This window comes from Salmonella sp. NW38 (genome assembly GCF_051807745.1).
Classification (GTDB): Bacteria; Pseudomonadota; Gammaproteobacteria; order Enterobacterales; family Enterobacteriaceae; genus Salmonella; species Salmonella enterica.
On record NZ_JAMMTO010000012.1, the window covers coordinates 145607 to 171626 of the forward strand.

21 protein-coding genes and 1 pseudogene are annotated in these 26020 nt (G+C 53.3%); 8 read left to right on the forward strand and 14 right to left on the reverse strand.

From position 1 onward, the window contains the following. Positions 1-67: 67 nt before the first annotated feature. Together lexA and NA624_RS19785 are read right to left on the reverse strand one after the other, a co-directional pair. Positions 68-676: a transcriptional repressor LexA gene (gene lexA / locus NA624_RS19780; protein WP_000646079.1), complete on the reverse strand. Its 609-nt coding sequence runs from the start codon at positions 674-676 to the stop codon at positions 68-70. Positions 677-784: 108 nt separating this feature from the next. Beyond that, the gene (locus tag NA624_RS19785; protein ID WP_000002900.1) at positions 785-1153 is read right to left on the reverse strand and encodes a diacylglycerol kinase; all 369 of its coding nucleotides are present in this window, start codon (positions 1151-1153) and stop codon (positions 785-787) included. A gap of 170 nt (positions 1154-1323) precedes the next feature. On the opposite strand from NA624_RS19785, the gene plsB reads away from it, so the two are divergent. After that, complete coding sequence (gene plsB, locus NA624_RS19790; protein WP_000017367.1) at positions 1324-3744, forward strand: glycerol-3-phosphate 1-O-acyltransferase PlsB; 2421 nt, start codon at positions 1324-1326, stop codon at positions 3742-3744. A 98-nt stretch (positions 3745-3842) separates the two neighbouring features. On the opposite strand, the gene ubiA is transcribed toward plsB, so the two are convergent. The 5 genes from ubiA to malK all read right to left on the reverse strand — a co-directional run bounded on the left by ubiA (position 3843) and on the right by malK (position 9044). After that, positions 3843-4715 (reverse strand): 4-hydroxybenzoate octaprenyltransferase, encoded by an 873-nt coding sequence (gene ubiA, locus NA624_RS19795; RefSeq protein WP_000455249.1) that lies wholly within the window; start codon positions 4713-4715, stop codon positions 3843-3845. 13 nt (positions 4716-4728) lie between these two features. Next, entirely contained in the window at positions 4729-5226 is a 498-nt protein-coding gene (ubiC, locus tag NA624_RS19800) for a chorismate lyase (RefSeq protein WP_000019219.1), read from the reverse strand. A 180-nt stretch (positions 5227-5406) separates the two neighbouring features. Next, positions 5407-6324: a maltose operon protein MalM gene (gene malM / locus NA624_RS19805; RefSeq protein WP_000782493.1), complete on the reverse strand. Its 918-nt coding sequence runs from the start codon at positions 6322-6324 to the stop codon at positions 5407-5409. Between the two features lie 163 nt (positions 6325-6487). Further along, positions 6488-7846 carry a maltoporin gene (locus NA624_RS19810; RefSeq protein ID WP_000973678.1) on the reverse strand — a complete coding sequence of 453 codons (1359 nt, stop codon included), beginning with the start codon at positions 7844-7846 and terminating at the stop codon, positions 6488-6490. A gap of 88 nt (positions 7847-7934) precedes the next feature. Next, positions 7935-9044, reverse strand: a complete 1110-nt coding sequence (malK, locus tag NA624_RS19815; RefSeq protein ID WP_000179176.1) for a maltose/maltodextrin ABC transporter ATP-binding protein MalK — start codon at positions 9042-9044, stop codon at positions 7935-7937. 361 nt (positions 9045-9405) lie between these two features. Here malK and malE point away from each other — a divergent pair, with 361 nt between their 5' ends. Continuing rightward, a complete protein-coding gene (malE, locus tag NA624_RS19820) occupies positions 9406-10596 on the forward strand; it encodes a maltose/maltodextrin ABC transporter substrate-binding protein MalE (RefSeq protein ID WP_000695415.1) in 1191 nt (396 codons plus the stop codon). On the opposite strand, the pseudogene NA624_RS19825 reads toward malE, so the two are convergent. Then, positions 10545-10685, reverse strand: a pseudogene (locus tag NA624_RS19825) (hypothetical protein); the annotation flags it as partial. The gene malE and the pseudogene NA624_RS19825 overlap by 52 nt on opposite strands. Before the next feature lie 42 nt (positions 10686-10727). Here NA624_RS19825 and malF point away from each other — a divergent pair. The 3 genes from malF (at position 10728) to xylE (ending at position 14972) form a co-directional block, all read left to right on the forward strand. Beyond that, complete coding sequence (malF, locus tag NA624_RS19830; RefSeq protein WP_000382578.1) at positions 10728-12272, forward strand: maltose ABC transporter permease MalF; 1545 nt, start codon at positions 10728-10730, stop codon at positions 12270-12272. Positions 12273-12286: 14 nt separating this feature from the next. Beyond that, positions 12287-13177 carry a maltose ABC transporter permease MalG gene (gene malG / locus NA624_RS19835; protein ID WP_001252081.1) on the forward strand — a complete coding sequence of 297 codons (891 nt, stop codon included), beginning with the start codon at positions 12287-12289 and terminating at the stop codon, positions 13175-13177. A gap of 319 nt (positions 13178-13496) precedes the next feature. After that, a complete protein-coding gene (gene xylE / locus NA624_RS19840; protein ID WP_001091898.1) occupies positions 13497-14972 on the forward strand; it encodes a D-xylose transporter XylE in 1476 nt (491 codons plus the stop codon). A 45-nt stretch (positions 14973-15017) separates the two neighbouring features. Here xylE and psiE read toward each other — a convergent pair whose 3' ends face one another. From psiE to pgi, 6 genes are all read right to left on the reverse strand, one after another. Then, positions 15018-15428 (reverse strand): phosphate-starvation-inducible protein PsiE, encoded by a 411-nt coding sequence (psiE, locus tag NA624_RS19845; protein ID WP_000982752.1) that lies wholly within the window; start codon positions 15426-15428, stop codon positions 15018-15020. Between the two features lie 142 nt (positions 15429-15570). Beyond that, entirely contained in the window at positions 15571-17667 is a 2097-nt protein-coding gene (locus NA624_RS19850) for a YjbH domain-containing protein (RefSeq protein WP_000750787.1), read from the reverse strand. Further along, the gene (locus NA624_RS19855) at positions 17667-18404 is read right to left on the reverse strand and encodes a capsule biosynthesis GfcC family protein (protein WP_000977972.1); all 738 of its coding nucleotides are present in this window, start codon (positions 18402-18404) and stop codon (positions 17667-17669) included. The genes NA624_RS19850 and NA624_RS19855 overlap by 1 nt, the downstream gene beginning before the upstream one ends. After that, positions 18401-19039, reverse strand: coding sequence for a YjbF family lipoprotein (locus NA624_RS19860; protein WP_000824809.1), 639 nt, complete (start codon positions 19037-19039; stop codon positions 18401-18403). Before NA624_RS19860 ends, NA624_RS19855 begins: the two co-directional genes overlap by 4 nt. Before the next feature lie 63 nt (positions 19040-19102). Beyond that, complete coding sequence (yjbE, locus tag NA624_RS19865) at positions 19103-19354, reverse strand: exopolysaccharide production protein YjbE (protein WP_001555912.1); 252 nt, start codon at positions 19352-19354, stop codon at positions 19103-19105. Between the two features lie 443 nt (positions 19355-19797). Next, entirely contained in the window at positions 19798-21447 is a 1650-nt protein-coding gene (gene pgi / locus NA624_RS19870) for a glucose-6-phosphate isomerase (RefSeq protein WP_000790034.1), read from the reverse strand. A 387-nt stretch (positions 21448-21834) separates the two neighbouring features. Between pgi and lysC the strand changes: the two genes are divergently transcribed. The 3 genes from lysC (at position 21835) to NA624_RS19885 (ending at position 26015) form a co-directional block, all read left to right on the forward strand. After that, complete coding sequence (gene lysC / locus NA624_RS19875; protein WP_000136392.1) at positions 21835-23184, forward strand: lysine-sensitive aspartokinase 3; 1350 nt, start codon at positions 21835-21837, stop codon at positions 23182-23184. A gap of 378 nt (positions 23185-23562) precedes the next feature. Beyond that, positions 23563-25152, forward strand: coding sequence for a PTS sugar transporter (locus NA624_RS19880; protein WP_000716847.1), 1590 nt, complete (start codon positions 23563-23565; stop codon positions 25150-25152). A gap of 23 nt (positions 25153-25175) precedes the next feature. Continuing rightward, positions 25176-26015: a hypothetical protein gene (locus NA624_RS19885; RefSeq protein WP_000472332.1), complete on the forward strand. Its 840-nt coding sequence runs from the start codon at positions 25176-25178 to the stop codon at positions 26013-26015. Positions 26016-26020 lie beyond the last annotated feature (5 nt).

Consider the following 26020-nt stretch of genomic DNA (forward strand, 5'->3'; position numbering starts at 1 on the left):
TGATAAGCGCAGCGCCATCAGGCTGCACGATTGCCGGATGACGGCTTACAAGGAGATTAAAAAGAGATTACAACCATTCCCCGTTGCGAATGACGCCTACCGCCAGCCCTTCAATCGTAAAGCTTTGTTCGCGCAGATCCACCACTATCGGTGTAAACTCACTGTTTTCCGGCAGCAACTCCACTTTATTGCCCTGCTTTTTCAGGCGTTTTACTGTCACTTCATCGTCAATGCGAGCGACAACCACCTGGCCATTACGGACGTCCTGCGTTTTATGTACCGCCAGCAAATCCCCATCCATAATACCGATGTCTTTCATCGACATACCGCTCACGCGCAGCAGGAAATCGGCGCTGGGTTTGAACAGTGAAGGATCGACCTGGTAATGGCCTTCAATATGCTGCTGCGCCAGAAGCGGTTCACCCGCCGCGACACGCCCGACAAGCGGTAATCCGTCCTCTTCTTCCTGTAACAGACGGATACCTCGCGATGCGCCGGAAACGATTTCAAGCACCCCTTTGCGCGCCAGCGCTTTAAGGTGTTCTTCCGCAGCGTTTGGGGAACGGAACCCCAAACGCTGCGCGATTTCCGCACGCGTCGGTGGCATACCTGTCTGGCTGATGTGATCCCGGATGAGATCAAACACCTCTTGTTGCCTGGCCGTTAACGCTTTCATTCCGCCCCCTGGGTGTATATACAGTCATGCTGTGAGTATATACAGTTAAAGGTGATTTTGGAACCACAAACGGCGCAAAAAACAAGAGATTTATAAAATTTGGAACCTTTATCGAAAATGTGACCATAACAGGATGCCCCAGGTCATCAGGGCAACGAAAATAGACAGTAGCACCGCAGCCGATCCCATATCTTTCGCACGGCCGGAAAGCTCATGGTATTCAGAACCGATGCGGTCCACGACCGCTTCAATAGCGCTGTTGAGGATTTCAACAATCATGATAAGTAAAACGGAACCTATCAATAACACACGGGTAATCGCATCCACATCCAGCCAGCAGGCGATGATGACGCCCAGCAATACCGCGATACTTTCCTGGCGAAACGCCGCTTCGTGAGTCCATGCGGCGCGAAATCCTTTCCAGGAATATCCTGCCGCTTTGATAATTCTGGTGAATCCAGTGGTATTATTGGCCATCAAAAGAACCTTTTTACATTATTAACGTCAATGACATTATACGGTTGCCCTGCACGATTCGGACTGCCGTAACGCAGCGCGAAGTATGACGGGATACAACAGAAATTCGCTAAACTTTCTGATATCCTTGCACCGCATTTGCATTATTAACCAGAGGCTTTACATCGTTTATGTCCGGCTGGCCACGAATTTACTACAAATTACTGAATTTACCATTAAGCATACTGGTAAAAAGCAAGTCTATTCCGGCGGAACCCGCCCAGGAATTGGGGCTCGATACTTCTCGCCCCATTATGTATGTCTTGCCATACAACTCAAAAGCGGACTTACTGACGCTGCGGGCGCAATGTCTGGCGCACGATCTCCCGGATCCGCTGGAGCCGCTGGAGATCGACGGCGCGCTGCTGCCACGCTATGTATTTATTCACGGCGGACCGCGTGTCTTTACCTATTACACGCCAAAAGAAGAGTCGGTGAAACTTTTTCACGATTATCTCGATCTGCATCGGAGTAATCCGGCTTTGGACGTGCAGATGGTGCCCGTTTCCGTGATGTTTGGCCGCGCGCCGGGTCGTGAAAAGGGAGAAGAGAACCCGCCTTTACGCATGCTGAACGGCGTACAGAAATTCTTTGCCATCTCCTGGCTGGGCCGCGATAGCTTTGTCCGATTCTCGCCGTCCGTCTCATTGCGTCGCATGGCTGATGAACACGGCACCGATAAAATCATCGCGCAGAAGCTGGCTCGCGTGGCGCGTATGCACTTTGCTCGCCAGCGCCTGGCGGCGGTTGGCCCACGCCTGCCCGCCCGTCAGGATCTGTTTAACAAACTGCTGGCCTCGAAAGCGATCGCCCGCGCGGTAGAAGACGAAGCGCGTAGTAAGAAAATCTCTCATGAAAAAGCGCAGCAAAACGCCATTGCGCTGATGGAAGAGATCGCGGCGAACTTCTCTTACGAGATGATTCGTTTGACCGACAGGATTTTGGGGTTTACCTGGAACCGACTGTACCAGGGGATTAACGTGCATAACGCCGAGCGCGTACGCCAACTGGCGCACGACGGGCATGAAATCGTCTATGTGCCCTGTCATCGCAGCCATATGGACTACTTGCTCCTTTCTTATGTGCTGTACCATCAGGGACTGGTTCCGCCGCACATTGCCGCCGGTATTAACCTTAATTTCTGGCCCGCTGGCCCGATTTTCCGTCGTCTGGGCGCGTTCTTTATTCGTCGCACCTTTAAGGGGAATAAACTCTATTCCACCGTCTTTCGCGAATACCTGGGCGAGCTGTTCAGCCGCGGCTACTCCGTAGAGTATTTTGTCGAAGGAGGACGTTCGCGTACCGGACGTTTGTTAGACCCGAAAACCGGCACCCTGTCGATGACTATCCAGGCGATGCTGCGCGGCGGTACCCGTCCAATTACGTTAGTGCCTATTTACATCGGCTATGAGCACGTCATGGAAGTGGGCACCTATGCGAAAGAGCTGCGCGGCGCGACAAAAGAGAAAGAGAGCCTGCCGCAAATGCTGAAGGGCTTGAGCAAGCTGCGCAATCTGGGTCAGGGCTACGTTAACTTTGGCGAACCGATGCCGCTCATGACGTACCTGAACCAGCATGTGCCGGAGTGGCGCGAATCTATCGACCCTATAGAGGCCATACGCCCAGCCTGGCTGACGCCGACGGTAAATAGTATTGCCGCCGATCTGATGGTGCGTATTAACAACGCTGGCGCGGCAAACGCGATGAACCTGTGTTGTACCGCGCTGTTAGCGTCGCGTCAGCGCTCGCTCACCCGCGAGCAGCTCACCGAGCAGCTTGATTGCTATCTCGATCTGATGCGCAATGTCCCTTATTCCACAGACTCAACCGTTCCTGCCGCCAGCGCTGGCGAGCTCATCGCTCACGCGCTGCAGATGAATAAGTTTGAGGTCGAGAAAGACACCATTGGCGATATCATCATCCTGCCGCGCGAGCAGGCGGTGTTGATGACCTACTATCGTAACAATATCGCGCATATGTTGATTATGCCTTCGCTGATGGCGGCGATTATCACCCAGCATCGTCGCATTTCGCGTGATGCGTTGCAGCAGCATGTTGAAGCGCTCTATCCGATGTTAAAAGCGGAGCTGTTCCTGCGCTGGGAGCGCGAGGAGTTAGCCTCGGTCATCGACGCGCTGGCCAGTGAAATGCAGCGTCAGGGGCTAATTACCCTGCAGGATGATGAACTGCATATCAACCCGACGCATTCCCGTACGCTGCAACTGCTGGCGGCAGGCGCGCGAGAAACGCTACAGCGTTATGCCATTACGTTCTGGCTGTTGAGCGCCAATCCGTCCATCAACCGCAGTACGCTGGAGAAAGAAAGCCGTACCGTGGCGCAACGTCTGTCTGTCCTACACGGTATTAACGCGCCGGAGTTTTTCGACAAAGCGGTGTTCAGTTCACTCGTGTTGACGCTACGGGATGAGGGTTATATCAGTGATACGGGCGATGCCGAACCGGCAGAAACGATGAAGATATATCAGATGCTTGCCGATCTGATTACCTCTGATGTCCGTCTGACGATTGAAAGCGCGACGCAGAGCGAGTAAGCCAGTGCCTGAAATGCCCGATGGCGTAAGCTTATCGGGCAACTGATATGACGTATTGAAAATTTTGGCTTTGTAGGCCGGGTCCGCCCGGCATGACATCAGAAGTGCCAGTAACTCATCGCCAGCCCTAAAAATAGCACCAGGCCAACGTAATTATTGTTCATAAAGGCTTTAAAGCAGGCTTCACGTTCACGGTTCGCAATCAGTTTTTGCTGGTAGACAAACAGCGCGCCCGCCACCAGCACAGCCCAGTAATATCCCCATCCCAGACCATTCAACCAACCGATCAGCGCCATTAACGCCATGACGCCAAGCTGCAGAATCCCGATAATCAATGTGTCATAACGACCAAACAGGATCGCCGTCGATTTAATGCCTATCTTGATATCATCATCTCTGTCGACCATCGCATATTGCGTATCGTAAGCCACCGCCCAGAGAATATTGGCGAGGAACATCAGCCAGCAGCTCAACGGCAGGGATTCGCTCACCGCGGCGAACGCCATGGGGATTGACCAGCCGAAAGCGGCCCCCAGCACGACCTGCGGCAGGTGGGTGTAGCGTTTCATAAAGGGATAAACCCAGGCCAACGCCAACGCCGCCACGGAAAGCAGAATCGTCATCGCGTTCAGCGTCAGCACCAACAGAAACGCCAGCAGCACCAGTACCACAAACAGGTTGCGCGCTTCTTTCTCTGTCACGGCGCCGCTGGGTAAAGGCCGGTTGACCGTACGTTTTACATGTCCGTCAAATTTACGATCGGCATAATCATTTACCACGCAGCCCGCCGCGCGCATTAACCACACGCCAGCGACAAAAACCGCCAAAATCCACAGCTGAGGCATACCCGGTGTCGCCACCCATAGCGCCCAAAGCGTCGGCCAGAGCAGCAGCAACGCGCCAATAGGCTTATCTGTACGCATCAAACGGTGAAACGCCAGCAGCTTACTCTGCGTCAGACTCCACTCCATCTTTATCTTCCTCTCAGTACAGCGGCGATGCAGGTAAAAAAAGCTCGGTAAGCAACAGTGGCTTTCCGCTCAACCGCAGTCGAGAGCGGCGCCCCCACAGCGTTGCATCGCGTCCAATTTCAATAAAATCGCGGGTCAGTGTCGATGATGTAAATAGATAACGTCCAAGCGGGGTTTTACCCAGATGTTGTAAGACCTGTTCAGGTCCGCATAGCGTGGATTCCGGTACCACGGTACGTCCGGCAAGCCAGGGCTCGCCGTCAGCGCAAAGCAGTATCTCACGTAACCAGTAGCGGGATTCGGATGGCAGTAAACCTGATGCTTCCTCGACCTCACTTTGGCCGACAAACGCTTCCCGAATCAGCGTCACGCTTACCCGCTTTCCCTGCTGCTCAAAACGTTTAGTCATAGAATCTTCCAGCAACAGCCAGTCCAGCAAATGGGGTTCAAGCGCAGGAATCGCATCAAAATAGCGCAGCGCACGCAGTTGCGTTAACGCAGGGTGTGACATGCCTTACTCTCCGATTTATAACCTAAAGTCATTGTATCTCAGAAAAGACATTACGGGGGGCGCAATCACAATTAAGTGATCTGTTGCGCAACAAAAAAATAACAATTCGCATGAAATGATAAAAAAAGGTGCGCCAGGAGACGCACCAGTTGCTGCAAAATCAGCACTGTGGGGAAACAATTACCCCTTGCCTTTTACACTGCTGATAAAGGTGGAACGGGCAGATGTCGATCCCAGACGTTCGGCCTCATCAAGCAGTTTCAGCGCTTTATCGACGTCACCTTTCGCTACGGCATCCTTAATCGCTTTATTAAAGTAGCTTTCCGTATCGTTCAACATCGGTTCGCTTTTCTTCGGCGCGACTGGCGCTGGCGCAGCGATCGGCGCGGCGGTATTGCCTACCGTTACCGGCCCGGCACCGGACGAGCCAAACAACGGCCCGACCAATACGCTGGAGCTGCTGTTGGTTTTCACCTTCAGTTTCACCACGCCGTCAGTGGTATGGCGAGCAACTGGATCGGGAATATCCGGGATAGAGTTACCGACGCCTTTGGCATAGGCTTTTGCCGGATCAAGCAGTGTAGTGGTTTGCTGAAGATCTTTTTCGGTCGTAAACACCAGAACATAGAGTTTCTGCTGCCCCAACGCAGGCGTCAGGCGCATCACGCCTTCCAGCCGGTCTGCGCTCATGACGCCCGGCTGCTGATAAGTAAAGTAACTGCTGGGGAAGAACGCCGAAGGCGTCATATTTTGGTCAAGAATCAACACGTTTGGCGCAAAAACGCTGGCTTGCTTATTGACCTCGCTGGTCAGAGTTAATGTCAGCTCGCCGATATTCGCCGGAACACTATAAGCGGCGACCGGGCCGGTAATGCCGGCGACGTCAAGGCGCTGGCCGCCAGTCGCCAGTTGGGTAGACTGCGTTTTTGACTGATCTACAGGCGTCCAGGTTAATTGCTGTAGCGCAGCAGCAGGAATAGCAGGCGCGGCGCTGGTATTTTGCGGTACATAGTTCACTTCCGCCAGGCTGATACCCGGCACGCTGGCGAACAGCCCTGCGGTTAAACAGAGGGCAACGAGACTTTTCTTCATTTTCATTATTCTCACCTCAATAAGGCGGGTTCAGCGGTAGCCAGGCAATAGCGCGCCAACCCAAACATATCGCCGAATGGCGGCTGGCGCCTTATTCGGCTTACAAGCATCATCAGACCTGATGTTTCAGAGGGGCTTGCGCCCCTCGTTACGTCAGACGACCATCGTATTACCACCAGATTTCCATCTGGGCGCCGAAGGTCCACTCATCGCTATCGCCACGGCTATTGGTGGAAATGCCGGAGTTAGTCGCTGCGGCATAACGGGAAATGTTATCGCCGTCTTTGATATAGCCCCATTTCTCATCCCATTTCGCGTAGGTGGCGAAAATACGGATAGCCGGACGCGACCAGATGCTGTCGCCCGCCTGCCACTGTTGCGCCAGGGTGATTTTATATTGATTGTTACGATCGCCGGTCTGCTGAGATTTCACGTTGTCGTAGCCGACTTCCAGCAGGGTACTCATGATTGGCGTCCACTTGTACATTGGACGTACGCCCACGGTCCACCACTCAGTACCCAGGTTATTATCCCAATCGATATTCTGGTACATACCGACGTACATCAAATCCCATTTATCACCAAGCGAGATGGCGCCATGATCCAAAATACGCCACATATCGCCATTATTATTGATGACCTTATTGGCATAATTAATTTTGGTTCCATCAGGCAATTCTTCAGTGAAAGATGAAGAACCGTCGGAACCACGCGCCTGGCCTTTACCCTGCGTGGTCATGGCATCGGTGGCATATTGCACGACAAACTTGTTATAGCCTTTCAACATGCTTTGCGTGTGTTCGGCGGTGAACATCCAGCCGTCTTTCGATGCCCCATCAGCCAGCTTATAACCATCGGTCGTATTGGCGCGACCGTAATCAACGCCCAGCTCCAGTACGCCGTCCGGGTTCGTTTGCAGACCAGCCAGACGTACGTCAAAGACGTCGTTAGCGGTATCTTTCACTTCATCATAAATATTCTGGCTGCTGAAGGTGTAAGAGCCGCCCGCTTCAGTAGAGCGGGTCGCCGCCAGTGAAAGCTTACCGAAGCCCAGATCGATATTTTCGATACCCGCGCCAGGACCTGAAATATCCCAGTAGTAGAAGTCGATCATGTGTACGTCATGACGCTGATAGAAGCGCTTACCGGCCCAGATGGTAGAGCCCGGCAGCCATTCAATCAGGTTTTTACCCTGCACGTTCGCTTCGCGGAAGGCGGGATCGGTCGATTCCCAGTCGTTCTGCTGGTTAACCGAATAGGCGACGTTGGTGTCGAAATAGAAGCTCTTATCGCCCTCTTTCCACACTTCCTGGCCCAGTTTCAGTTCCGCATAGGTTTCACATTCGTTACCGAGACGGTATTTACTTTGTGCACCGGTCACCTGGAAACATTGTTGTTCGCCGCCGCTTCCCGTCCAGCCAATACCGGAACGGGCGTAACCGTGGAAATCGACAGCCATTGCCTGAGCGGACATTACGCCCGCTGCGACAGCAACCGCCAGAGGGAGTTTGCGCAGAGTAATCATCATTCTATCTCCTGAGATCATTGCTTTTCTTTAAACGCTGCCACCTTCTAAAACTGCGAATGGTTTTGCGTTTCGTTTTTTTATGGAGGCCTTAAACACCCGGCTCTTGATGCAGACGACGACATGCGCTGCCATCCTCGCGGAACAGATGACAGCGCTCTGGCGGCAGGCCGATAGCGAATGTGGCGCCCTCTTCTACCAGCACCACGTCATTCTGGCGATAAACCAGGTTTTGACGGATGGCGGGGATCTGGATATGAATTTGTGTTTCGTGCCCTAACTGCTCGACCACCTGGACTTCACCTTCCAGGGTGACATCGGCGATATCGCTCGGCAGCAGGTGTTCCGGCCGAATGCCTAAAGACATATTGGCGCCGACCTGCACGCCGCGACTTTCGACCGGCAGCCAGATTTGCTGGCGATTCGGCAGTTCGACCTGGACTTGTTCAATCGCGGTGGCGGTCACTTTCACCGGCAGGAAGTTCATCTTCGGCGAGCCGATGAAGCCCGCGACAAAGCGGTCCGCCGGATAGTGGTACAGCTCCAGCGGCTTACCGACCTGCGCGACGCGACCGGCGTCCAGCACCACGATTTTGTCGGCCAGCGTCATCGCCTCGACCTGATCGTGGGTGACGTAAATCATCGTGCGGCCCAGACGTTTATGCAGGCGAGAAATTTCAATGCGCATCTGCACGCGTAGTGCGGCATCCAGGTTAGAGAGCGGTTCATCCAGCAAAAACACACGCGGCTCCGCTACCAGCGTGCGGCCAATCGCTACGCGCTGACGCTGACCGCCGGAAAGCGCTTTTGGCTTACGTTCCAGCAGATGTGCCAGTTGCAGCACTTCCGCCACCTGGTTGACGCGTTGATTCATAACCTCTTTTTTGGCGCCCGCCAGCTTGAGGCCGAAAGACATGTTTTCTGCAACGGAGAGATGGGGATAGAGCGCATAAGACTGGAATACCATGCCCACGCCGCGCTCGGCAGGCGGAATATCATTCATACGGGTTTCCCCGATAAACAGGTCGCCACTGGTAATGGTTTCAAGCCCGGCGATCATACGCAGCAAGGTCGATTTACCACAGCCTGACGGTCCGACAAACACCACGAACTCCCCGTCATGGATATCGAGGTTAATATCTTTCGATACCACCACGTCACCCCAGGCTTTCGTTACATTTCGTAGCTGTACGCTCGCCATGCCCTTCTCCCTTCGTTACAACCTGTCATTGACAGCAACATTCATGATGGCCTGACTATGCGCGATCCCTGACTGGGGTAAATCCTCCACCCCCCGGCTTTTTTATGGGGGAGGAGGCGGGAGGATGAGGGCACAGCGCCTGAGACCACGGGCGCGGGCAGAAAAGGAATTTCGTGATGCCGCCCGCAAAAATCGGCGTGTTTTTATGTGCGCCAGCACGCATTACTCACATTTATGTAACACAGATCACATAAAGCCGGGGTGGGGCGTAGGGGCGGGGAGGATGGAAAGAGGTTGTCGTATAAAGAAACTAGAGACCGTTAAACCACCTCTGTGTACATCACCAAAAAGGATGGGAGATATGAAGATTAAAACTGGCGTAGGCATCCTCGCATTATCCGCACTTACGACGATGATGATTTCCGCCCCGGCTCTCGCCAAAATTGAAGAAGGTAAACTGGTTATCTGGATCAACGGCGACAAGGGCTATAACGGTCTGGCCGAGGTCGGTAAAAAATTTGAGCAAGACACCGGCATTAAAGTGACCGTTGAGCACCCCGATAAGCTGGAAGAGAAATTCCCGCAGGTGGCTGCCACCGGCGACGGTCCTGACATTATCTTCTGGGCGCACGACCGTTTTGGCGGCTACGCGCAGTCTGGTCTGCTGGCGGAGGTCACTCCGGATAAAGCGTTTCAGGACAAACTCTATCCGTTCACCTGGGATGCGGTACGTTATAACGGCAAGCTGATCGCCTACCCCATCGCCGTTGAAGCCCTCTCCCTGATTTATAACAAAGACCTCGTCCCGAACCCGCCGAAAACCTGGGAAGAGATCCCGGCGCTGGATAAAGAACTAAAAGCGAAAGGGAAGTCGGCGATAATGTTCAACCTGCAAGAACCGTATTTCACCTGGCCGTTGATCGCCGCTGACGGCGGTTACGCGTTCAAATTTGAAAACGGCAAGTATGACGTGAAAGACGTTGGCGTCGACAACGCCGGCGCGAAAGCGGGCCTGACTTTCCTGATCGATATGATCAAGAACAAAAATATGAGCGCCGATACCGATTACTCCATCGCCGAAGCGGCCTTCAATAAAGGCGAAACGGCAATGACCATCAACGGCCCGTGGGCATGGTCGAACATCGACAAGAGCAAAGTCAACTACGGTGTCACCCTGCTGCCGACCTTCAAAGGCAAACCCTCGAAACCGTTCGTCGGCGTGCTGAGCGCGGGGATTAACGCTGCCAGCCCGAATAAAGAGCTGGCGAAAGAGTTCCTCGAAAACTACCTGCTGACCGATCAGGGTCTGGAAGCGGTGAACAAAGATAAACCGCTGGGCGCCGTGGCGCTGAAATCTTTCCAGGAGCAGTTAGCGAAAGACCCCCGTATCGCCGCCACCATGGATAACGCCCAGAAAGGCGAGATCATGCCGAATATTCCGCAGATGTCCGCCTTCTGGTATGCGGTACGTACGGCTGTGATCAACGCCGCCAGCGGCCGTCAAACCGTGGATGCCGCGCTGAAAGATGCACAAAGCCGTATCACCAAGTAATGCCGCGAGCCTGTGCCGGATGGCGGCATAAATGCCTTATCCGGCCTACAACACACCGTAGGCCTGATAAGCGCAGCGCCATCAGGCACATCTCCGGCCAGGAAGTTTCAACGCTGTAGAGGAAAACCCCCATGGATGTCATTAAAAAGAAACACTGGTGGCAAAGCGACCAGCTTAAATGGTCAGTAATTGGTCTGCTGGGCCTGCTGGTGGGTTACCTTGTAGTTTTAATGTACGTACAAGGGGAGTATCTGTTCGCCATCATGACGCTGATTTTAAGCTCTGCTGGCCTGTATATTTTCGCAAATCGTAAAACCTATGCCTGGCGCTACGTTTACCCTGGCCTAGCCGGCATGGGGCTGTTTGTGCTATTCCCGCTGGTGTGCACCATCGCCATCGCCTTTACTAACTACAGCACCACCAACCAGCTCACCTTTGAACGCGCCCAGCAAGTGCTGATGGACCGTTCTTATCAGGCGGGAAAAACCTATAACTTCGGTCTTTACCCGACCGGCGACGAGTGGCAACTGGCCCTCACCGACGGAGAAACGGGCAAACATTACCTGTCTGACGCATTTTCCTTCGGCGGCGAACAGAAATTACAGCTGAAAGAGACCGATGCCCTGCCGGGCGGCGAACGCGCCAATCTGCGGATAATCACCCAGAACCGTCTGGCACTGAACCAGATAACCGCCGTCCTGCCGGATGAAAGTAAAGTGATTATGAGCTCGCTGCGTCAGTTTTCCGGTACCCGTCCGCTGTACACACTGGCTGATGACGGCCTGCTGACCAATAACCAGAGCGGCGTAAAATACCGGCCAAACAACGATAGCGGTTATTATCAGTCGATCAACGCCGACGGAAGCTGGGGTGATGAAAAACTCAGTCCTGGTTATACCGTTACTATCGGCGCGAAAAACTTTACGCGCGTCTTTACCGACGAAGGGATCCAGAAGCCTTTTTTCGCTATCTTCGTCTGGACCGTGGTCTTTTCGGTTCTCACTGTGGTGTTAACCGTGGCGGTTGGAATGGTATTGGCCTGCCTCGTACAGTGGGAAGCGCTGAAAGGTAAAGCTATCTACCGCGTCCTGCTGATTCTGCCCTACGCCGTACCGTCGTTTATTTCAATTTTGATTTTCAAAGGGTTATTCAACCAAAGCTTTGGCGAAATCAATATGATGCTGAGCGCGCTGTTTGGCATTAAACCTGCCTGGTTCAGCGACCCCAACACCGCGCGGGCAATGGTGATTATCGTGAATACCTGGCTGGGCTATCCCTACATGATGATCCTGTGCATGGGACTGCTGAAAGCGATTCCGGATGACCTGTACGAAGCCTCCGCAATGGACGGCGCCGGTCCATTTCAGAATTTCTTTAAGATCACCTTACCGCTGCTGATTAAGCCGCTAACGCCGCTGATGATCGCCAGCTTCGCTTTTAACTTTAATAACTTTGTCCTGATTCAGTTATTGACCAACGGCGGGCCAGACCGTCTCGGCACCACCACGCCTGCCGGTTATACCGATCTGCTCGTCAGCTACACCTACCGTATCGCCTTTGAAGGCGGCGGCGGTCAGGACTTCGGTCTGGCGGCGGCCATTGCCACGCTGATCTTCCTGCTGGTAGGCGCGCTGGCCATCGTGAACCTGAAAGCCACGCGTATGAAGTTTGATTAAGGGAGATAATAACAATGGCTATGGTCCAACCCAAATCTCAAAAATTACGTCTCTTCATCACGCACCTGGGGCTGCTGATTTTCATCGCGGCGATCATGTTCCCGCTGCTGATGGTCATCGCTATCTCGCTACGTGAGGGGAACTTCGCCACCGGAAGCCTGATCCCGGATAAAATCTCCTGGGAACACTGGCGGCTGGCGCTGGGTTTCAGCGTGGAACATGCGGATGGTCGGGTAACGCCGCCTCCCTTCCCGGTCCTGCTGTGGCTGTGGAACTCGGTGAAAATCGCCGGTATTACCGCCATCGGCATCGTGGCGCTCTCCACCACCTGCGCCTACGCTTTCGCACGAATGCGTTTTCCAGGTAAAGCAACACTGCTCAAGGGGATGCTGATTTTCCAGATGTTTCCGGCGGTTTTGTCTCTGGTGGCGCTGTATGCGTTATTTGACCGCCTGGGACAATACATTCCATTTATCGGTCTGAATACGCATGGCGGCGTGATCTTCGCCTATCTTGGCGGCATTGCGCTGCATGTCTGGACGATTAAAGGCTACTTCGAAACTATCGACAGCTCGCTGGAAGAGGCCGCCGCGCTGGATGGCGCAACCCCGTGGCAGGCATTTCGCCTGGTGCTGCTGCCGCTTTCCGTACCGATTCTGGCGGTGGTGTTTATTCTGTCGTTCATCGCGGCGATTACCGAAGTTCCGGTCGCCTCGTTGTTACTGCGCGATGTGGACAGCTATACGCTGGCCGTGGGTATGCAGCAATATCTCAACCCGCAAAACTATTTGTGGGGCGACTTTGCCGCCGCCGCCGTCCTTTCCGCTATTCCTATCACCCTGGTGTTCCTGTTGGCGCAGCGTTGGCTGGTCAACGGCCTGACGGCAGGGGGTGTGAAAGGTTAAGTCTTATCGAAGTACCTGCCCGGCAACGGGCAATGCCACTGCCCTCAACTTATGTTATCCCCACTTATGGTCGTATTTTGGCGCTCTTCGGAGCGCTTTTTTTATGTTATTTTGCATTGCTGTTACGATTATTTCCTTTCGTGGCCCCCATCACTGCAATTATATTTACCGCCTGAAAACAGACAAATTAAACAGAATTAAGATCACAGAAAAGACAAAACATAATTGCAATGTAAAAAATGATAATTGTCTTCCCTGCCTGTTAAATTCACCATCACGACACTGATCAAAAGAGCTGTATCCTCTAAGGCAGGTCTGAATGAACACCCACTATAATTCCCGCTATATTTTTTCCATTACCTTAGTCGCAACATTAGGAGGGTTATTATTCGGCTATGACACTGCCGTCATATCCGGAACGGTAGAATCCTTAAATACCGTGTTTGTCGCTCCGCAACATTTAAGTGAATCCGCCGCCAACTCGCTATTGGGCTTCTGTGTCGCCAGTGCGTTGATTGGCTGCATCATCGGCGGTGCGCTGGGCGGTTATTGCAGTAACCGCTTTGGTCGTCGGGACTCGCTGAAAATCGCCGCTCTGCTGTTCTTTATTTCCGGTATTGGCTCCGCATGGCCAGAATTAGGATTTACCACGATTAACCCAGATAATGCCGTACCTGTTTATTTGGCCGGATATGTCCCCGAATTTGTTATTTATCGCATCATTGGTGGTATTGGCGTTGGTTTAGCCTCAATGCTCTCACCGATGTATATTGCTGAACTGGCTCCAGCGCATATTCGTGGGAAACTGGTTTCCTTTAACCAGTTCGCCATTATTTTTGGTCAACTGTTGGTGTATTGCGTTAACTATTTCATTGCCCGCTCTGGTGACGCTAACTGGCTGAATACCGATGGCTGGCGATATATGTTTGCTTCAGAAAGTATTCCCGCCCTGCTGTTTTTACTGCTGCTGTATACCGTACCGGAAAGCCCGCGCTGGCTGATGGCACGTGGCAAACACGAACAGGCGGAGGGCATTCTGCGCAAAATTATGGGTAGCAGCCTCACTACCCAGGCCATGCAGGAGATCAACCAGTCTCTGGAGCATGGTCGTAAAACCGGCGGACGCCTGTTGATGTTTGGCGTGGGCGTGATAGTCATTGGCGTGATGCTGTCCGTCTTCCAGCAGTTTGTCGGCATTAACGTCGTGCTCTACTACGCGCCGGAAGTGTTTAAAACGTTAGGGGCCAGCACCGACGTAGCGCTCTTGCAGACCATTATTGTCGGCGTAATCAACCTGAGCTTCACCGTGCTGGCCATCATGACGGTAGATAAATTTGGTCGCAAACCGCTGCAAATTATTGGCGCATTGGGTATGGCTCTTGGGATGTTCAGCCTTGGCACCGCGTTTTACACCCAGGCTTCCGGGCTGATAGCGCTGCTGTCGATGCTGTTTTACGTCGCCGCATTTGCCATGTCCTGGGGACCGGTTTGTTGGGTGCTGCTGGCAGAAATCTTCCCGAACGCGATTCGTGGCAAAGCGCTCGCCATTGCCGTCGCCGCGCAGTGGCTGGCGAACTACTTCGTCTCCTGGACCTTCCCGATGATGGACAAAAATTCGTGGCTGGTTTCCCATTTCCACAACGGTTTCTCCTACTGGATTTACGGTTGTATGGGTATTCTGGCGGCGCTGTTTATGTGGAAGTTCGTGCCGGAAACCAAAGGCAAAACGCTGGAAGAACTTGAGAAGTTATGGACGCCAGCAGAAGAGAAAACGCCGAAAGCCGCCATACAATAAGCTGATTTATCGCCACGCCGTACGTCCGTTACGGTGTGGCGACGCCTATTCTCGCCGTAGTCGGTTCGAATTACATAACCACAACGTGATAACCAACAGGAGGATCGCCGCCGAATAGAGTAATACATCCATTGGCGTTTTATGATCGACAATGATCAGGCGCACAATCGCCGTGATCCCAATGTACACGAAATAGCGCAGCGGAAAGTGAAGGCCAGACTTAAAGTACTTCACAATCAGCGCAATAAATTCGAAATAAAGAAAGTAGATCACCAGCCCTTCCACCAGTTCATATTTGCTGGCTTGCTCAGGCACGAATAATGCATCCGCCAGATGCACCGTCTCTTTACCGAGAAAAACGACCAGGATCAGACCGAGGGTAAGCAGCCCCAAATTTAGTACGTTTTGTAAAATCGTGGCGATAAACTCAAGACGTGAGCGCGATAATGGCATCATAACAGCCCCCTCTTTCTCTGCGGCGAGGTTTCTGTATAACGCACAAATGTGACGAGCATCTATATTTTTTATTTATGTTTATATTTTGTTCAATAAGATAATTTGCCGGATAGCGCTTTGAACGCCTTATCCGGCCTGAGTATTAACGGAAATTTACGCTCCTGTCACTGGTCATATCATACAGGCCAAACTTACGCCCAAGCTGTTGACCACCGTCACGCGTCAGCGGCGTCCAGCCAATTGCCGCACGACTTCGGGTTGGGCCGGACGAGAAGAGATCCAGCGGCACGGAAACATATACGCCTTTGGTAAAATCCCCTTCCCCATATTCATCCGGCGACGCATCGGTAATCGTCGCGTAACCGCCGACAACGACGCCGCTATCGAAGCGTTTGGCGATCTCCAGCGTACCGCCTTTATCGCCCGCCAGATACTGACCAACGCTGGCTTTCACCAGCACATCCTGGGCGAACGACGGCGTCCAGTATGCGGTCAAATGTCCGGTCTTCACGCTGTAATCGGTAAACTTCATCATATCCTGCGCGCTACGCCAGTCACGCTGTTTCACGTAGTTGGCATCCAGACCAAACGCCCAATTGCTGTCTATCGGGCGATACAGGACTTCCGCCCCGGCACCGCCAAACATGGTCTCCAGATAACCACCGTAGACCTGCCCATAGAAACCATTGCCAAAATACTGGAAGTAGTTGGCCTGTAGGTTATTCACATAAACATCATTCTGCACATACTCACGGACATGCGTACGCACCCGCGGCAGATGCGAATCCTTCGGCGGATTGGTGTAGTTAAATTTGTCGTAGTTGTTGGCGATATTGGCAAACACGCTGCCCGTGGTGAGCAGATGATCCGTGACCCACAGATCCGCAGTTCCCATTACGCCCAACTGATACATATAGAAGTTTTCCGGGCCGCCTACCGACTGATTCAGCACGGGATCAAGATGAAAATCAATGCGCGACTTGTCGATATACCAGCCCTGTTCAGTACTCTCTGGCACGATCGGCTCTACGCGTTTTTGCGCCAGCGGGGTTTCATGTCCCAGCGGTTCGCCTTCCAGATGGCGTTTCAGGCTGGCGACATCGGTTTCAGTGGTGACCTGCGGCAGATTAAGGCGGTTTTCCGTCACGCGGATCGTGCGGATCCCCTCCGGCAGATCGTTCATGACGATCCGGTTAGCGCGCACGATCCCTTCACGGGAGTCGCGGTACTTCACCTGTTCACCGGTAACGTACAGCGTATCGCCTTTGACCTGGATTTTCGGGTCCGCCAGACCAGCATTATATTTCAATAACGTTAATTGATTAGCCACTACCGAATGTTGCAGGATGGCATCCTGCGGCTGTGGTCGGTATTGCGGGCGTGAATTGTCATGATACGCGGGACGTAAATCGTTGAAATTGGTGCGCAGCGTAACACCAAACATAAAGGTGTTGCCGCGCTCGTAGCTGAGGTTAACGTCGGCCCAATCGGTGACGCGGTAAATGGCGCCGACGTTAAACTTGCTCTTCTGTTCCAGTTTACCCGCAAAATCCTGCTGATAGTTATTGCCTTCATACTCCAGCTTCAGGCGTAGCGGTTGCCACGGGGTCTGGTATTCCACGCCGCCAAACAGCGAGGCCGGGCCGTGAAACATATCGCTACCGTCGACGGAACCTGCCTCTTTATAACTGTTATCACGTGAACAGAATTTATCACTATACGAACAGAAAGGATTAGACACATTGCCGCTGGTGCCAAGATAGCCCCAGCCGAGACCTAATGAAAAATCAAACGGCCCCCAGGCCTTACTCGCTACAATATATTCCGCATCAAACAGCCCCGTCCCGCCGATATCGCGCGCGCCAACCGCCACCTGCGGCATCCAGTAACTCTCTTCCCACAACCGCAGTTTCACATCAAACGCTTTATCTTTGTAAGTCTGGTCGCCGGAGAATGATTCCACGCTGCTGTACTTTTTCGTACGGACATCGGTATAGCGCAACGTGGTTTCCAGCCACGGGAAAAGCTGAACCGAAGCCGAGTAGTAGCGGTACTGATCGTTATCACGATAGTTCAGGCTCATCTCCCCTTCACGCGCCATACGCGCTGTCGGCGTTTGCAGCAGGCCCACGCCGCCAAAGTCAGATTGTGAAGGCCCAATAGGGGCTGGATATGTTTCGGCATGGCAGGCCGCGCTAATACCCAGCGCCAGCACGCTGAGCAGATGTGTTTTTTTCATTATTCCGGTATCCGCTGCGTCAGGGTATGAAGAATGTCGGCATTTATCGCCTCCGGCGTGCCGCGCCAAAGGGAATCGGCAAAACCGACAAAAATAATGCTGCCGGGCATTGGCTCGATATGACGTTTATTCCAGTAAGCCACCGGCGCTTTTTGGCTGCGTCCATCAGGGTAAACCACCCAGGCATAGCTACGATCCGCGCCGCTGAGTAAGCGCTGACCCTCGAGATAACTGGCGACGTCCCGCCCAGGGACGAACGGCTGGCTGCCCGGCTGGCTAATCAAGCCAAAGAGCGTCACCTGCGTGGGTTGCGGCCCGACCCAGAGCGTGTAGTGACCTTGCAGCGGCGGGTTACCTCGTTCGCTCACCCGCACCACGTCAGGATCAAGATTCACGAATTGTCTGCCCGTCACCTTCAGCGCCTGAATCTGTCGGCGCAGTGTGTTTATCGCCGCCGCCGCATCGCCGTCTTCCTCAGCGCTGAGCGCCGCCAGTCGCCCGAGAAGTTCCTGCTGCTGCTGACGCGCCGTCACGGTCGCCTGTTCTTCGCCTATCACCGCCGCAGGCCACCAGCTCGTTGCCAGGCGCGGCTGTCCGACTAAATCGAGCAGACGCTCAGCGTCTGTCAGCGTTTTAGGCTCGCTATTACCTTGGGTAAAAACGGTAACAGTGCCGCTGGCAAAGGCGGATGACGCGACAAAGGCCAGCGCCAGCGCGCTTATCGTCCTTTTCATCATGATTTTGCCGCCTTAATCAGCGTGGTTTTCACCGGAAAGTAATTCGCACCCAGATACTGTTCCGTCTGGCGAATTTGGCCTTCGCTATCAACCCAGTAGCGATTACGCCAACGCGTTTGATCGGTCGTCACTTCTTCATCCAGCACCCGCACGGCGGTCTCTTCACTGCCGACGCTAACGCTATCGGTCCCTCGCCATGTAAAAACGGAACGGGCGGTGGCGTAACGCACCTGGCGATGTTCGGTCCAGCCCAGGGTGCGAGTCCAGGTCGCGCCATCGATAATCTGTCCTGGTTTCGCCAGCGGGTCGGCCGCCAGATTATTCACATCGATCAGGTTGTCGCCGCTGAGCAGCGTTTTGACCAGACGGCCATGCTGCGTCACGATCGTCGCGCCATCCTGCGTCACCCATTTCTGCTGCCCGTTTTCCGAGAAAGCGAGCACCACAAACAGTTGAGGACCGCCGTTAAGCTGCATGTACTGGCTGGCATAAGGCATGTTTTGAATATCGTCATCCGTTAGCTGTACGCCTGGCGTACCGAACAAACTGTCCCACAGTGAATCGCCCAGGCCTTTAGTGGTGGCCGAACACGCCTGTAATAGCAGGCAAATCAGGATAAGTGCGAGTCGCTTCACGACGCTTCTCCAGAGGGGCAAAATAACCACACCGGAGTGTGGTTATGGTTAAACGTACCGATACTACTGGGTACTGGTGGTCGTGGTGGTCGTGGTGGTCGTGGTTCCGGTATTGGAACCATCGCCGCCGCCGGTTGCCGCTAACGCGACGCCCACCGCCGAACTTACGGTGCTAACGCTGGTAGCGGAGGACCTTCCCGCCGATACCGACGTCGCTGCCGACCCTGCCGCTTCACCCACCTGAACGGGGGCTGCAGAGACAGATGTCGCCGCAAGCGCGGTTATGGCAAAAATGCCATACAGTACTTTTTTCATCATAATTTCCCTTCATTGAATGAATGGAGATTTACCCAAAAGAATTTCGGGCGCTACCGAGTATACACAACCAAAGCAGGCGGATTATGTCCGGGAGAAATAACAGCGAGGTTTTAGGATAATTAAACTTTAAAGAAGTAACGCCTACATTGTTTAATTAACAAACAAATAAAATCAATAAGTTAAAATTAAAATAAAAGACATCGGCATCCGTATAATCTGAAAGTAACGCAGAGTGATTTTCTGGTTATTGCTTATTTTAGGATTAAGCTCAATATAAAATTGTGGGGATAAAGACGGACAAGCGGAATTATCTTATAAAAAAAGCCGATGTGAATATCGGCTTTTTTATTATCTTATTCTCTTTTTGCCGGATGGCGGCGAAACGCCTTATCCGGCCTACAGACGCTATGCATTACGTAGACCGGATAAGCGCAGCGCCATCAGGCGCGCCAGGCTTTATAACGGTTAATCAGACCGTTGGTAGAGCTATCATGGGACGAAATAGCTTTATCATCGCCCAGCTCCGGCAGAATACGGTTAGCCAACTGTTTACCCAACTCAACGCCCCACTGGTCGAAAGTAAAGATGTTCAGGATGGCGCCCTGCGTAAAGATTTTATGCTCATACAGCGCAATCAGCGCGCCCAGGCTGAATGGCGTAATTTCGCGCAGCAGGATAGAGTTGGTCGGGCGGTTGCCTTCAAACACTTTGAATGGCACAACGTGTTCAAGCTGCGCCGGATCTTTACCCTGATCGCGATATTCCTGCTCAACCACCTCGCGGGATTTACCAAACGCCAGCGCTTCGGTCTGCGCGAAGAAGTTAGACAGCAGCTTCTGATGATGATCGGATAGCGGGTTATGGGTGATAGCCGGGGCGATAAAATCACACGGCACCATTTTAGTACCCTGGTGAATCAATTGATAAAACGCGTGCTGACCGTTGGTGCCTGGTTCGCCCCAGATAATTGGGCCTGTCTGGTAATCCACGGCGTTGCCGTTACGGTCAACGTATTTACCGTTGGATTCCATGTTGCCCTGCTGGAAGTAGGCGGCGAAACGGTGCATATACTGGTCGTACGGCAGAATGGCTTCGGTTTCCGCGCCGAAGAAATTGTTGTACCAGATGCCAATCAACGCCAGCAGAATGGGTAGGTTTTTCTCCGCCGGAGTGGTGGAGAAATGCTTGTCCATCGCGTGCGCGCCGGAAAGCAGCTCGACAAAGTTGTCGAAACCGACGGACAGAATAATGGACAGCCCGATGGCAGACCACAGCGAGTAACGACCGCCGACCCAGTCCCAGAACTCGAACATATTGGCCGTGTCGATACCAAATTCGCCGACCGCTTTGACGTTGGTGGAGAGCGCAGCAAAGTGTTTCGCCACGTGTTTTTCATCGCCTGCACTTTTCAGGAACCAGTCGCGCGCGCTGTGGGCGTTGGTCATGGTTTCCTGCGTGGTGAAGGTTTTCGACGCCACCAGGAACAGCGTGGTTTCCGGGTTCACTTTTTTCAGCACTTCAGCGATGTGGGTACCATCAACGTTAGAGACGAAGTGCATAGTCAGATGATTTTTATACGGACGCAGCGCTTCCGTCACCATGAACGGGCCGAGGTCGGAACCGCCGATACCGATGTTCACCACGTCGGTGATGGCCTTACCGGTGTAGCCTTTCCACTGACCGGAGATAATCGCTTGCGAGAAAGTTTTCATTTTCTCAAGCACGGCGTTCACTTCCGGCATCACATCTTTGCCGTCCACGATGATCGGCGTATTGCTACGGTTACGCAGCGCCACGTGCAGCACGGCGCGGTCTTCGGTGCGGTTGATCTTCTCGCCGGAGAACATGGATTTAATCGCGCCGGCCAGATCGGTCTCTTTCGCCAGATCCTGTAATTTTGCCAGCGTCTCTTCGGTGATGCGGTTTTTGGAGAAGTCCACCAGCATCAGATCGTCAAACGTCGCGGAAAATTTAGCGAAACGGTCGCTATCGTTCGCGAAAAGCTCAGCGATCGTAACGTCTTTCATTTCATCGTAGTGTTTCTGGAGCGCCTGCCAGGCAGAAGTCTGCGTTGGATTGATGTTTTTCATTAGCAATACTCTTCTGATTTGAGAATTGTGACTGGGATCGATTGTAACGCCAGTCACAGAAAAGTGTGATTGTTTTAGTGCCGTTGCCCCAGGCACTGTCGAATGAGGATAAAAAGTATATACCCTAAATAATTCGAGGTGCAGAAAGGCAGCAAGTGGGTGAGTCGCCGGGCGCATAGATAAGCCAACATACTACAAACGGGTATCGGGGTTATAAGCGCTGTTACTGAGCCTAAACTCAGCATAAAAAATCCGCATAATCCCAACGTTGACAGTCCAGGCCACAACTTTTATTTATAAATACGTTACTTGCATTTGCGCCTGCACCGGTTTCTGTTCTGCCCTTGTGCCATGGTCGCGTTTTTCATTTCCTGACACGAGGTTGATATGACAGAGATCGTTGTTTCCAAATTTGGCGGTACCAGCGTCGCTGATTTTGACGCCATGAACCGTAGCGCGGATATCGTACTTTCCGACGCCAATGTTCGTTTAGTCGTGCTTTCCGCGTCTGCCGGCATCACTAATCTGCTGGTGGCGCTGGCCGAAGGGATGGAGCCCGGCGAACGTTTCGCTACGCTCGACGCCATCCGTAAAATCCAGTTCGATATCCTTGATCGTCTGCGTCATCCCAATGTCATTCGCGAAGAGATTGAACGCCTGCTGGAAAACATCACTATTCTGGCGGAGGCGGCATCGCTGGCGACATCGGCAGCCCTGACCGATGAACTGGTCAGCCACGGCGAGCTGATGTCTACCCTGCTATTTGTTGAGATCCTGCGTGAACGCGACGTACAGGCCCACTGGTTCGACGTGCGCAAAGTGATGCGTACCAGCGATCGCTTTGGTCGTGCGGAACCGGACGTCGCAGCGCTTGCGGAACTGGCCGCGCAGCAGTTGCTCCCGCGCCTGAACGAAACTTTGGTCATTACTCAGGGCTTTATCGGCAGTGAAAGCAAAGGCCGCACCACGACGTTAGGCCGCGGCGGCAGCGACTATACGGCAGCGTTGCTGGCTGAAGCGCTCCACGCCGCGCGGGTTGATATCTGGACAGATGTGCCCGGTATTTACACCACCGACCCGCGCGTGGTGCCCGTCGCGCAGCGAATTGATGAAATCGACTTTGAAGAAGCGGCGGAGATGGCAACCTTCGGCGCAAAAGTACTGCATCCAGCCACCTTACTCCCGGCCGTGCGTAGCGATATCCCGGTCTTCGTTGGATCCAGTAAAGATCCGCAAGCGGGCGGTACGCTGGTGTGCAATAAAACCCAAAACCCGCCGCTGTTCCGTGCGCTGGCGCTGCGCCGCAATCAAACGCTATTGACGCTGCACAGCCTGAATATGCTGCACTCGCGAGGTTTCCTGGCAGAGGTGTTCGGCATTCTGGCGCGGCATAATATTTCGGTAGATCTGATTACCACTTCGGAGGTGAGCGTCGCGCTGACGCTGGATACTACCGGCTCCACCTCCACGGGCGATACGTTACTGACCCAATCCTTATTGATGGAGCTTTCCGCACTGTGTCGGGTAGAAGTCGAAGAAGGGCTGGCGCTGGTCGCGCTGATTGGCAACAACCTGTCAAAAGCCTGCGGTGTTGGTAAAGAAGTGTTTGGCGTCCTGGAACCGTTCAACATTCGCATGATTTGTTACGGCGCCTCCAGCCACAATCTGTGCTTCCTCGTGCCGGGAGACGATGCCGAGAAAGTGGTGCAAAAGCTGCATCAGAACTTATTTGAATAAATCGCCCTGGCACGACAGCAGGTGAGCGCTATCAGCGCAATACGCTGCCGGATGGCGACGCAAGCACGTCATCCGGCGGTTCCCGCGCCAGGCGCTGCCGGCGGAATACTGCTCAGGAATCCGCAACACCCTACTCGTCCCATCAACATGGGCAGCTTTCCCCTATTTATGCCCTCCTCATTTTGAACTTCGTCACAAAACCACACAAAACAACACAAAGCAAAAACATAAATTAATCATTATATTTTAATGCGTTACCTTTAAAAATTGAGATCGTTTGGTATAAGGCCACTTTTTCATTGTTGCTTTATTTTGTTTTAGTTGGAATTATGATTGCACTACAACACAGATAACCCCCTTACCCTATTTGAGGCCGCTATGAAAAAAATTGCGATTATTGGAAGCAGTGGAGGCAACCTCTACAACCTGGGTGGCGCCGAGCCAGAGAAGTTACTCCAGGAGATTTATCAGCAGTGTGAGGCTGCGGGCGTGAATGTGGCCGCCGTACAGTTTATCGCGGCAGAAGCCTCGATGGACGTCGCCAAACCGGATACCCCGGCATCGGTTTATGCATTAACCACAGAAAACCAACAAAAACCACAGCGCATATTTCAGGGCAAACTTTCGGAGGTAAACACCTCGGTAGTAGAAAGCGATCGCCAAATCGCTGAGATGATCCGCTGCGGTGAGATCGATGGGATCGTGGTAATGAGCGCCGATCCGGTAAAGGCGAACCAGGCCGTTTTTGCCGCCGCCGTTGAGATGAAAACACCGATTGTCGGCACCGGGGGAACCTCCATGGCGCTGGTGGCGGCAAAGGGGGCGAATGTGGTCGCGACCTCCGGAACAACCGGCACCACCAGCCGTACCCGCGCCGTCTCCTTCGTGGCGTCACTGTGTAAACATTGGGGTATCAAGTACAAACCACAGTTGGGTAGCGCTTCGCCCTCGCAGAGCGGTTCCGGAAAAAGCCTGCTCAAACGTTTTAACATTCGTAGCATCATGATCCCTGCGCTACCAGGCTTTATCGCCATGGCGATTGTACTCGCCCTGAGCCACATACCAGGACTGGAAAAACTTAACGATATCTTTGAAATATTACTAAAAGGTCTGCCGGTGTTAGTCGCGGTACTGGCGGCAAAACAGATTTCCGAACTGGATGAAGTTTCAATTGTGGCCGGAGTCGTCGCTGGCGTGCTTTCCGTAGAGGGCGGTCTTATCGGCGGCATTATCGGCGGTGTAATGGCGGGGATTTTCGTCCGTTGGCTGTTCGAGCTGTGCCTGAACTGGCGCTTCCCAATGACTACCGTCAACATCGTCGCCGGTGGGATATCGGGCCTTGCCGCTGGGTTAATCATGCACTATCTGCTGAGTCCGCTGGCGCTATCTGCGGGTAATTACATCAAACTGGCTATCGAAAGCACGCTGGCATTCAGCCCAATTCTTGCCGGGCTGCTGGCTGGTCTGGTTATCTGGCCTGCCATTCTCGGCGGCGTCTATCACGCGGTGATCCTGCCGTTGGTGCTGCTGGAGATGGAAAAATCCGGCGTCAGCTTCCTCGGCGCGGTCGATATGGTCGGTCTGGTGATGGTGGCCGCAGGTATTAACCTTGCCAATGTGATCGCCCCGCGTGAAAAAAGCGAAGCTGCCGTTGCTACGCCGGGCCTGCTCATTAACCTGGGCTTTGGCACCTTTGTTGAATCCGCCTATCCCTTCATGTTCGCCAACAAAATTGTTTTTGGCTCCGCCATTTTTTGGGCCGGAATGGGCGGCATGATGCTGGGCTTTTTTAACGTCAAAGGCGTGGCCTATGTTCCGGCTTTCGCCTCACCGTTCTTATCCAGCAATGCGCTCCAGATGGCCATCGTAATGATTGCCACAATGGCGATGACCTGCCTTACCACCATTATTGCTAACCGTTTCAAACCTGTCGTACAGAGCGAATCAACAACGACAGCCGTTAATTAATGCACCAACACCAGAGGTACACCATGTTTAAAGGCGATATGAATAAAAAACGCGCCAAAGCGTTACAGAAAGTGAAAGAAGCCATCACACTTCACGGCGGGCAAACCATCCTCAGCACAGGAATAACCGGCGACGATGCGCGCCTGGCGAAAGCCGTGTGTGAGGCTGGCGTTAAGCTACTGGAGCCGAACCACCCTGCGTTGGCGCTGGCGCGTGGACACAAAGGCGTGAGCAACATGCACGCGGCGGAGCAGATTCGTCACGAAATCACCAATAGCCAGATGGCTGAGGCCGTACACGGTGTGCGTAATGTGGTCCCGGACGATATTTTTATCACCGTTGGTATCGCCGGCGGTTTTACCGAAACCTTACCGGTGCCGCTCAGCGAAACGGAAATTCTGGAGATTGCCCGCGCTGGGGCCGACGGTTTACATACGCATAAATCCGACTGGGACGATCTGCAGGACATCGTTAATCTCGCCCATCAGTATGGTCTGACTGTCGATGCCTACATTGGCCATCCTGACGATCTGCATACTTTCGGTATTCCTGCACGCACGCCGGAAGAGGTCGCCAGCGTGGCGAAGCGAATGCAGGATATCGGCGTGGATATGATTGGTCTGATGACAGGCATGAGCTATGAAGGCGTAGCGGCAGGCGATATCCCGCAGATGATTAAAGATCGCCTGCGGGCGTTGGTCGGCGCGGTGGATGTTCCGACGCTGGCGGAAGGCGGGATTAACCTCGCCAACGCGAAAGCGTTTAAAGATACCGGGGTCAATATTCTGGTGGTCGGTACTGCTATCGACAACATGGTGTGCAACGCCGCCAAAGAAGCCGTTACGCCGTTTATTGTTCATTGATATCA

Excerpts from the sequence above, each read along its gene's own strand:
- lexA (WP_000646079.1), bottom strand. The coding sequence starts at position 676 with ATGAAAGCGTTAACGGCCAGGCAACAAGAGGTGTTTGATCTCATCCGG.
- NA624_RS19785 (WP_000002900.1), bottom strand. The coding sequence starts at position 1,153 with ATGGCCAATAATACCACTGGATTCACCAGAATTATCAAAGCGGCAGGA.
- plsB (WP_000017367.1), top strand. The coding sequence starts at position 1,324 with ATGTCCGGCTGGCCACGAATTTACTACAAATTACTGAATTTACCATTA.
- ubiA (WP_000455249.1), bottom strand. The coding sequence starts at position 4,715 with ATGGAGTGGAGTCTGACGCAGAGTAAGCTGCTGGCGTTTCACCGTTTG.
- ubiC (WP_000019219.1), bottom strand. The coding sequence starts at position 5,226 with ATGTCACACCCTGCGTTAACGCAACTGCGTGCGCTGCGCTATTTTGAT.
- malM (WP_000782493.1), bottom strand. The coding sequence starts at position 6,324 with ATGAAAATGAAGAAAAGTCTCGTTGCCCTCTGTTTAACCGCAGGGCTG.
- NA624_RS19810 (WP_000973678.1), bottom strand. The coding sequence starts at position 7,846 with ATGATGATTACTCTGCGCAAACTCCCTCTGGCGGTTGCTGTCGCAGCG.
- malK (WP_000179176.1), bottom strand. The coding sequence starts at position 9,044 with ATGGCGAGCGTACAGCTACGAAATGTAACGAAAGCCTGGGGTGACGTG.
- malE (WP_000695415.1), top strand. The coding sequence starts at position 9,406 with ATGAAGATTAAAACTGGCGTAGGCATCCTCGCATTATCCGCACTTACG.
- malF (WP_000382578.1), top strand. The coding sequence starts at position 10,728 with ATGGATGTCATTAAAAAGAAACACTGGTGGCAAAGCGACCAGCTTAAA.
- malG (WP_001252081.1), top strand. The coding sequence starts at position 12,287 with ATGGCTATGGTCCAACCCAAATCTCAAAAATTACGTCTCTTCATCACG.
- xylE (WP_001091898.1), top strand. The coding sequence starts at position 13,497 with ATGAACACCCACTATAATTCCCGCTATATTTTTTCCATTACCTTAGTC.
- psiE (WP_000982752.1), bottom strand. The coding sequence starts at position 15,428 with ATGATGCCATTATCGCGCTCACGTCTTGAGTTTATCGCCACGATTTTA.
- NA624_RS19850 (WP_000750787.1), bottom strand. The coding sequence starts at position 17,667 with ATGAAAAAAACACATCTGCTCAGCGTGCTGGCGCTGGGTATTAGCGCG.
- NA624_RS19855 (WP_000977972.1), bottom strand. The coding sequence starts at position 18,404 with ATGATGAAAAGGACGATAAGCGCGCTGGCGCTGGCCTTTGTCGCGTCA.
- yjbE (WP_001555912.1), bottom strand. The coding sequence starts at position 19,354 with ATGAAAAAAGTACTGTATGGCATTTTTGCCATAACCGCGCTTGCGGCG.
- pgi (WP_000790034.1), bottom strand. The coding sequence starts at position 21,447 with ATGAAAAACATCAATCCAACGCAGACTTCTGCCTGGCAGGCGCTCCAG.
- lysC (WP_000136392.1), top strand. The coding sequence starts at position 21,835 with ATGACAGAGATCGTTGTTTCCAAATTTGGCGGTACCAGCGTCGCTGAT.
- NA624_RS19880 (WP_000716847.1), top strand. The coding sequence starts at position 23,563 with ATGAAAAAAATTGCGATTATTGGAAGCAGTGGAGGCAACCTCTACAAC.
- NA624_RS19885 (WP_000472332.1), top strand. The coding sequence starts at position 25,176 with ATGTTTAAAGGCGATATGAATAAAAAACGCGCCAAAGCGTTACAGAAA.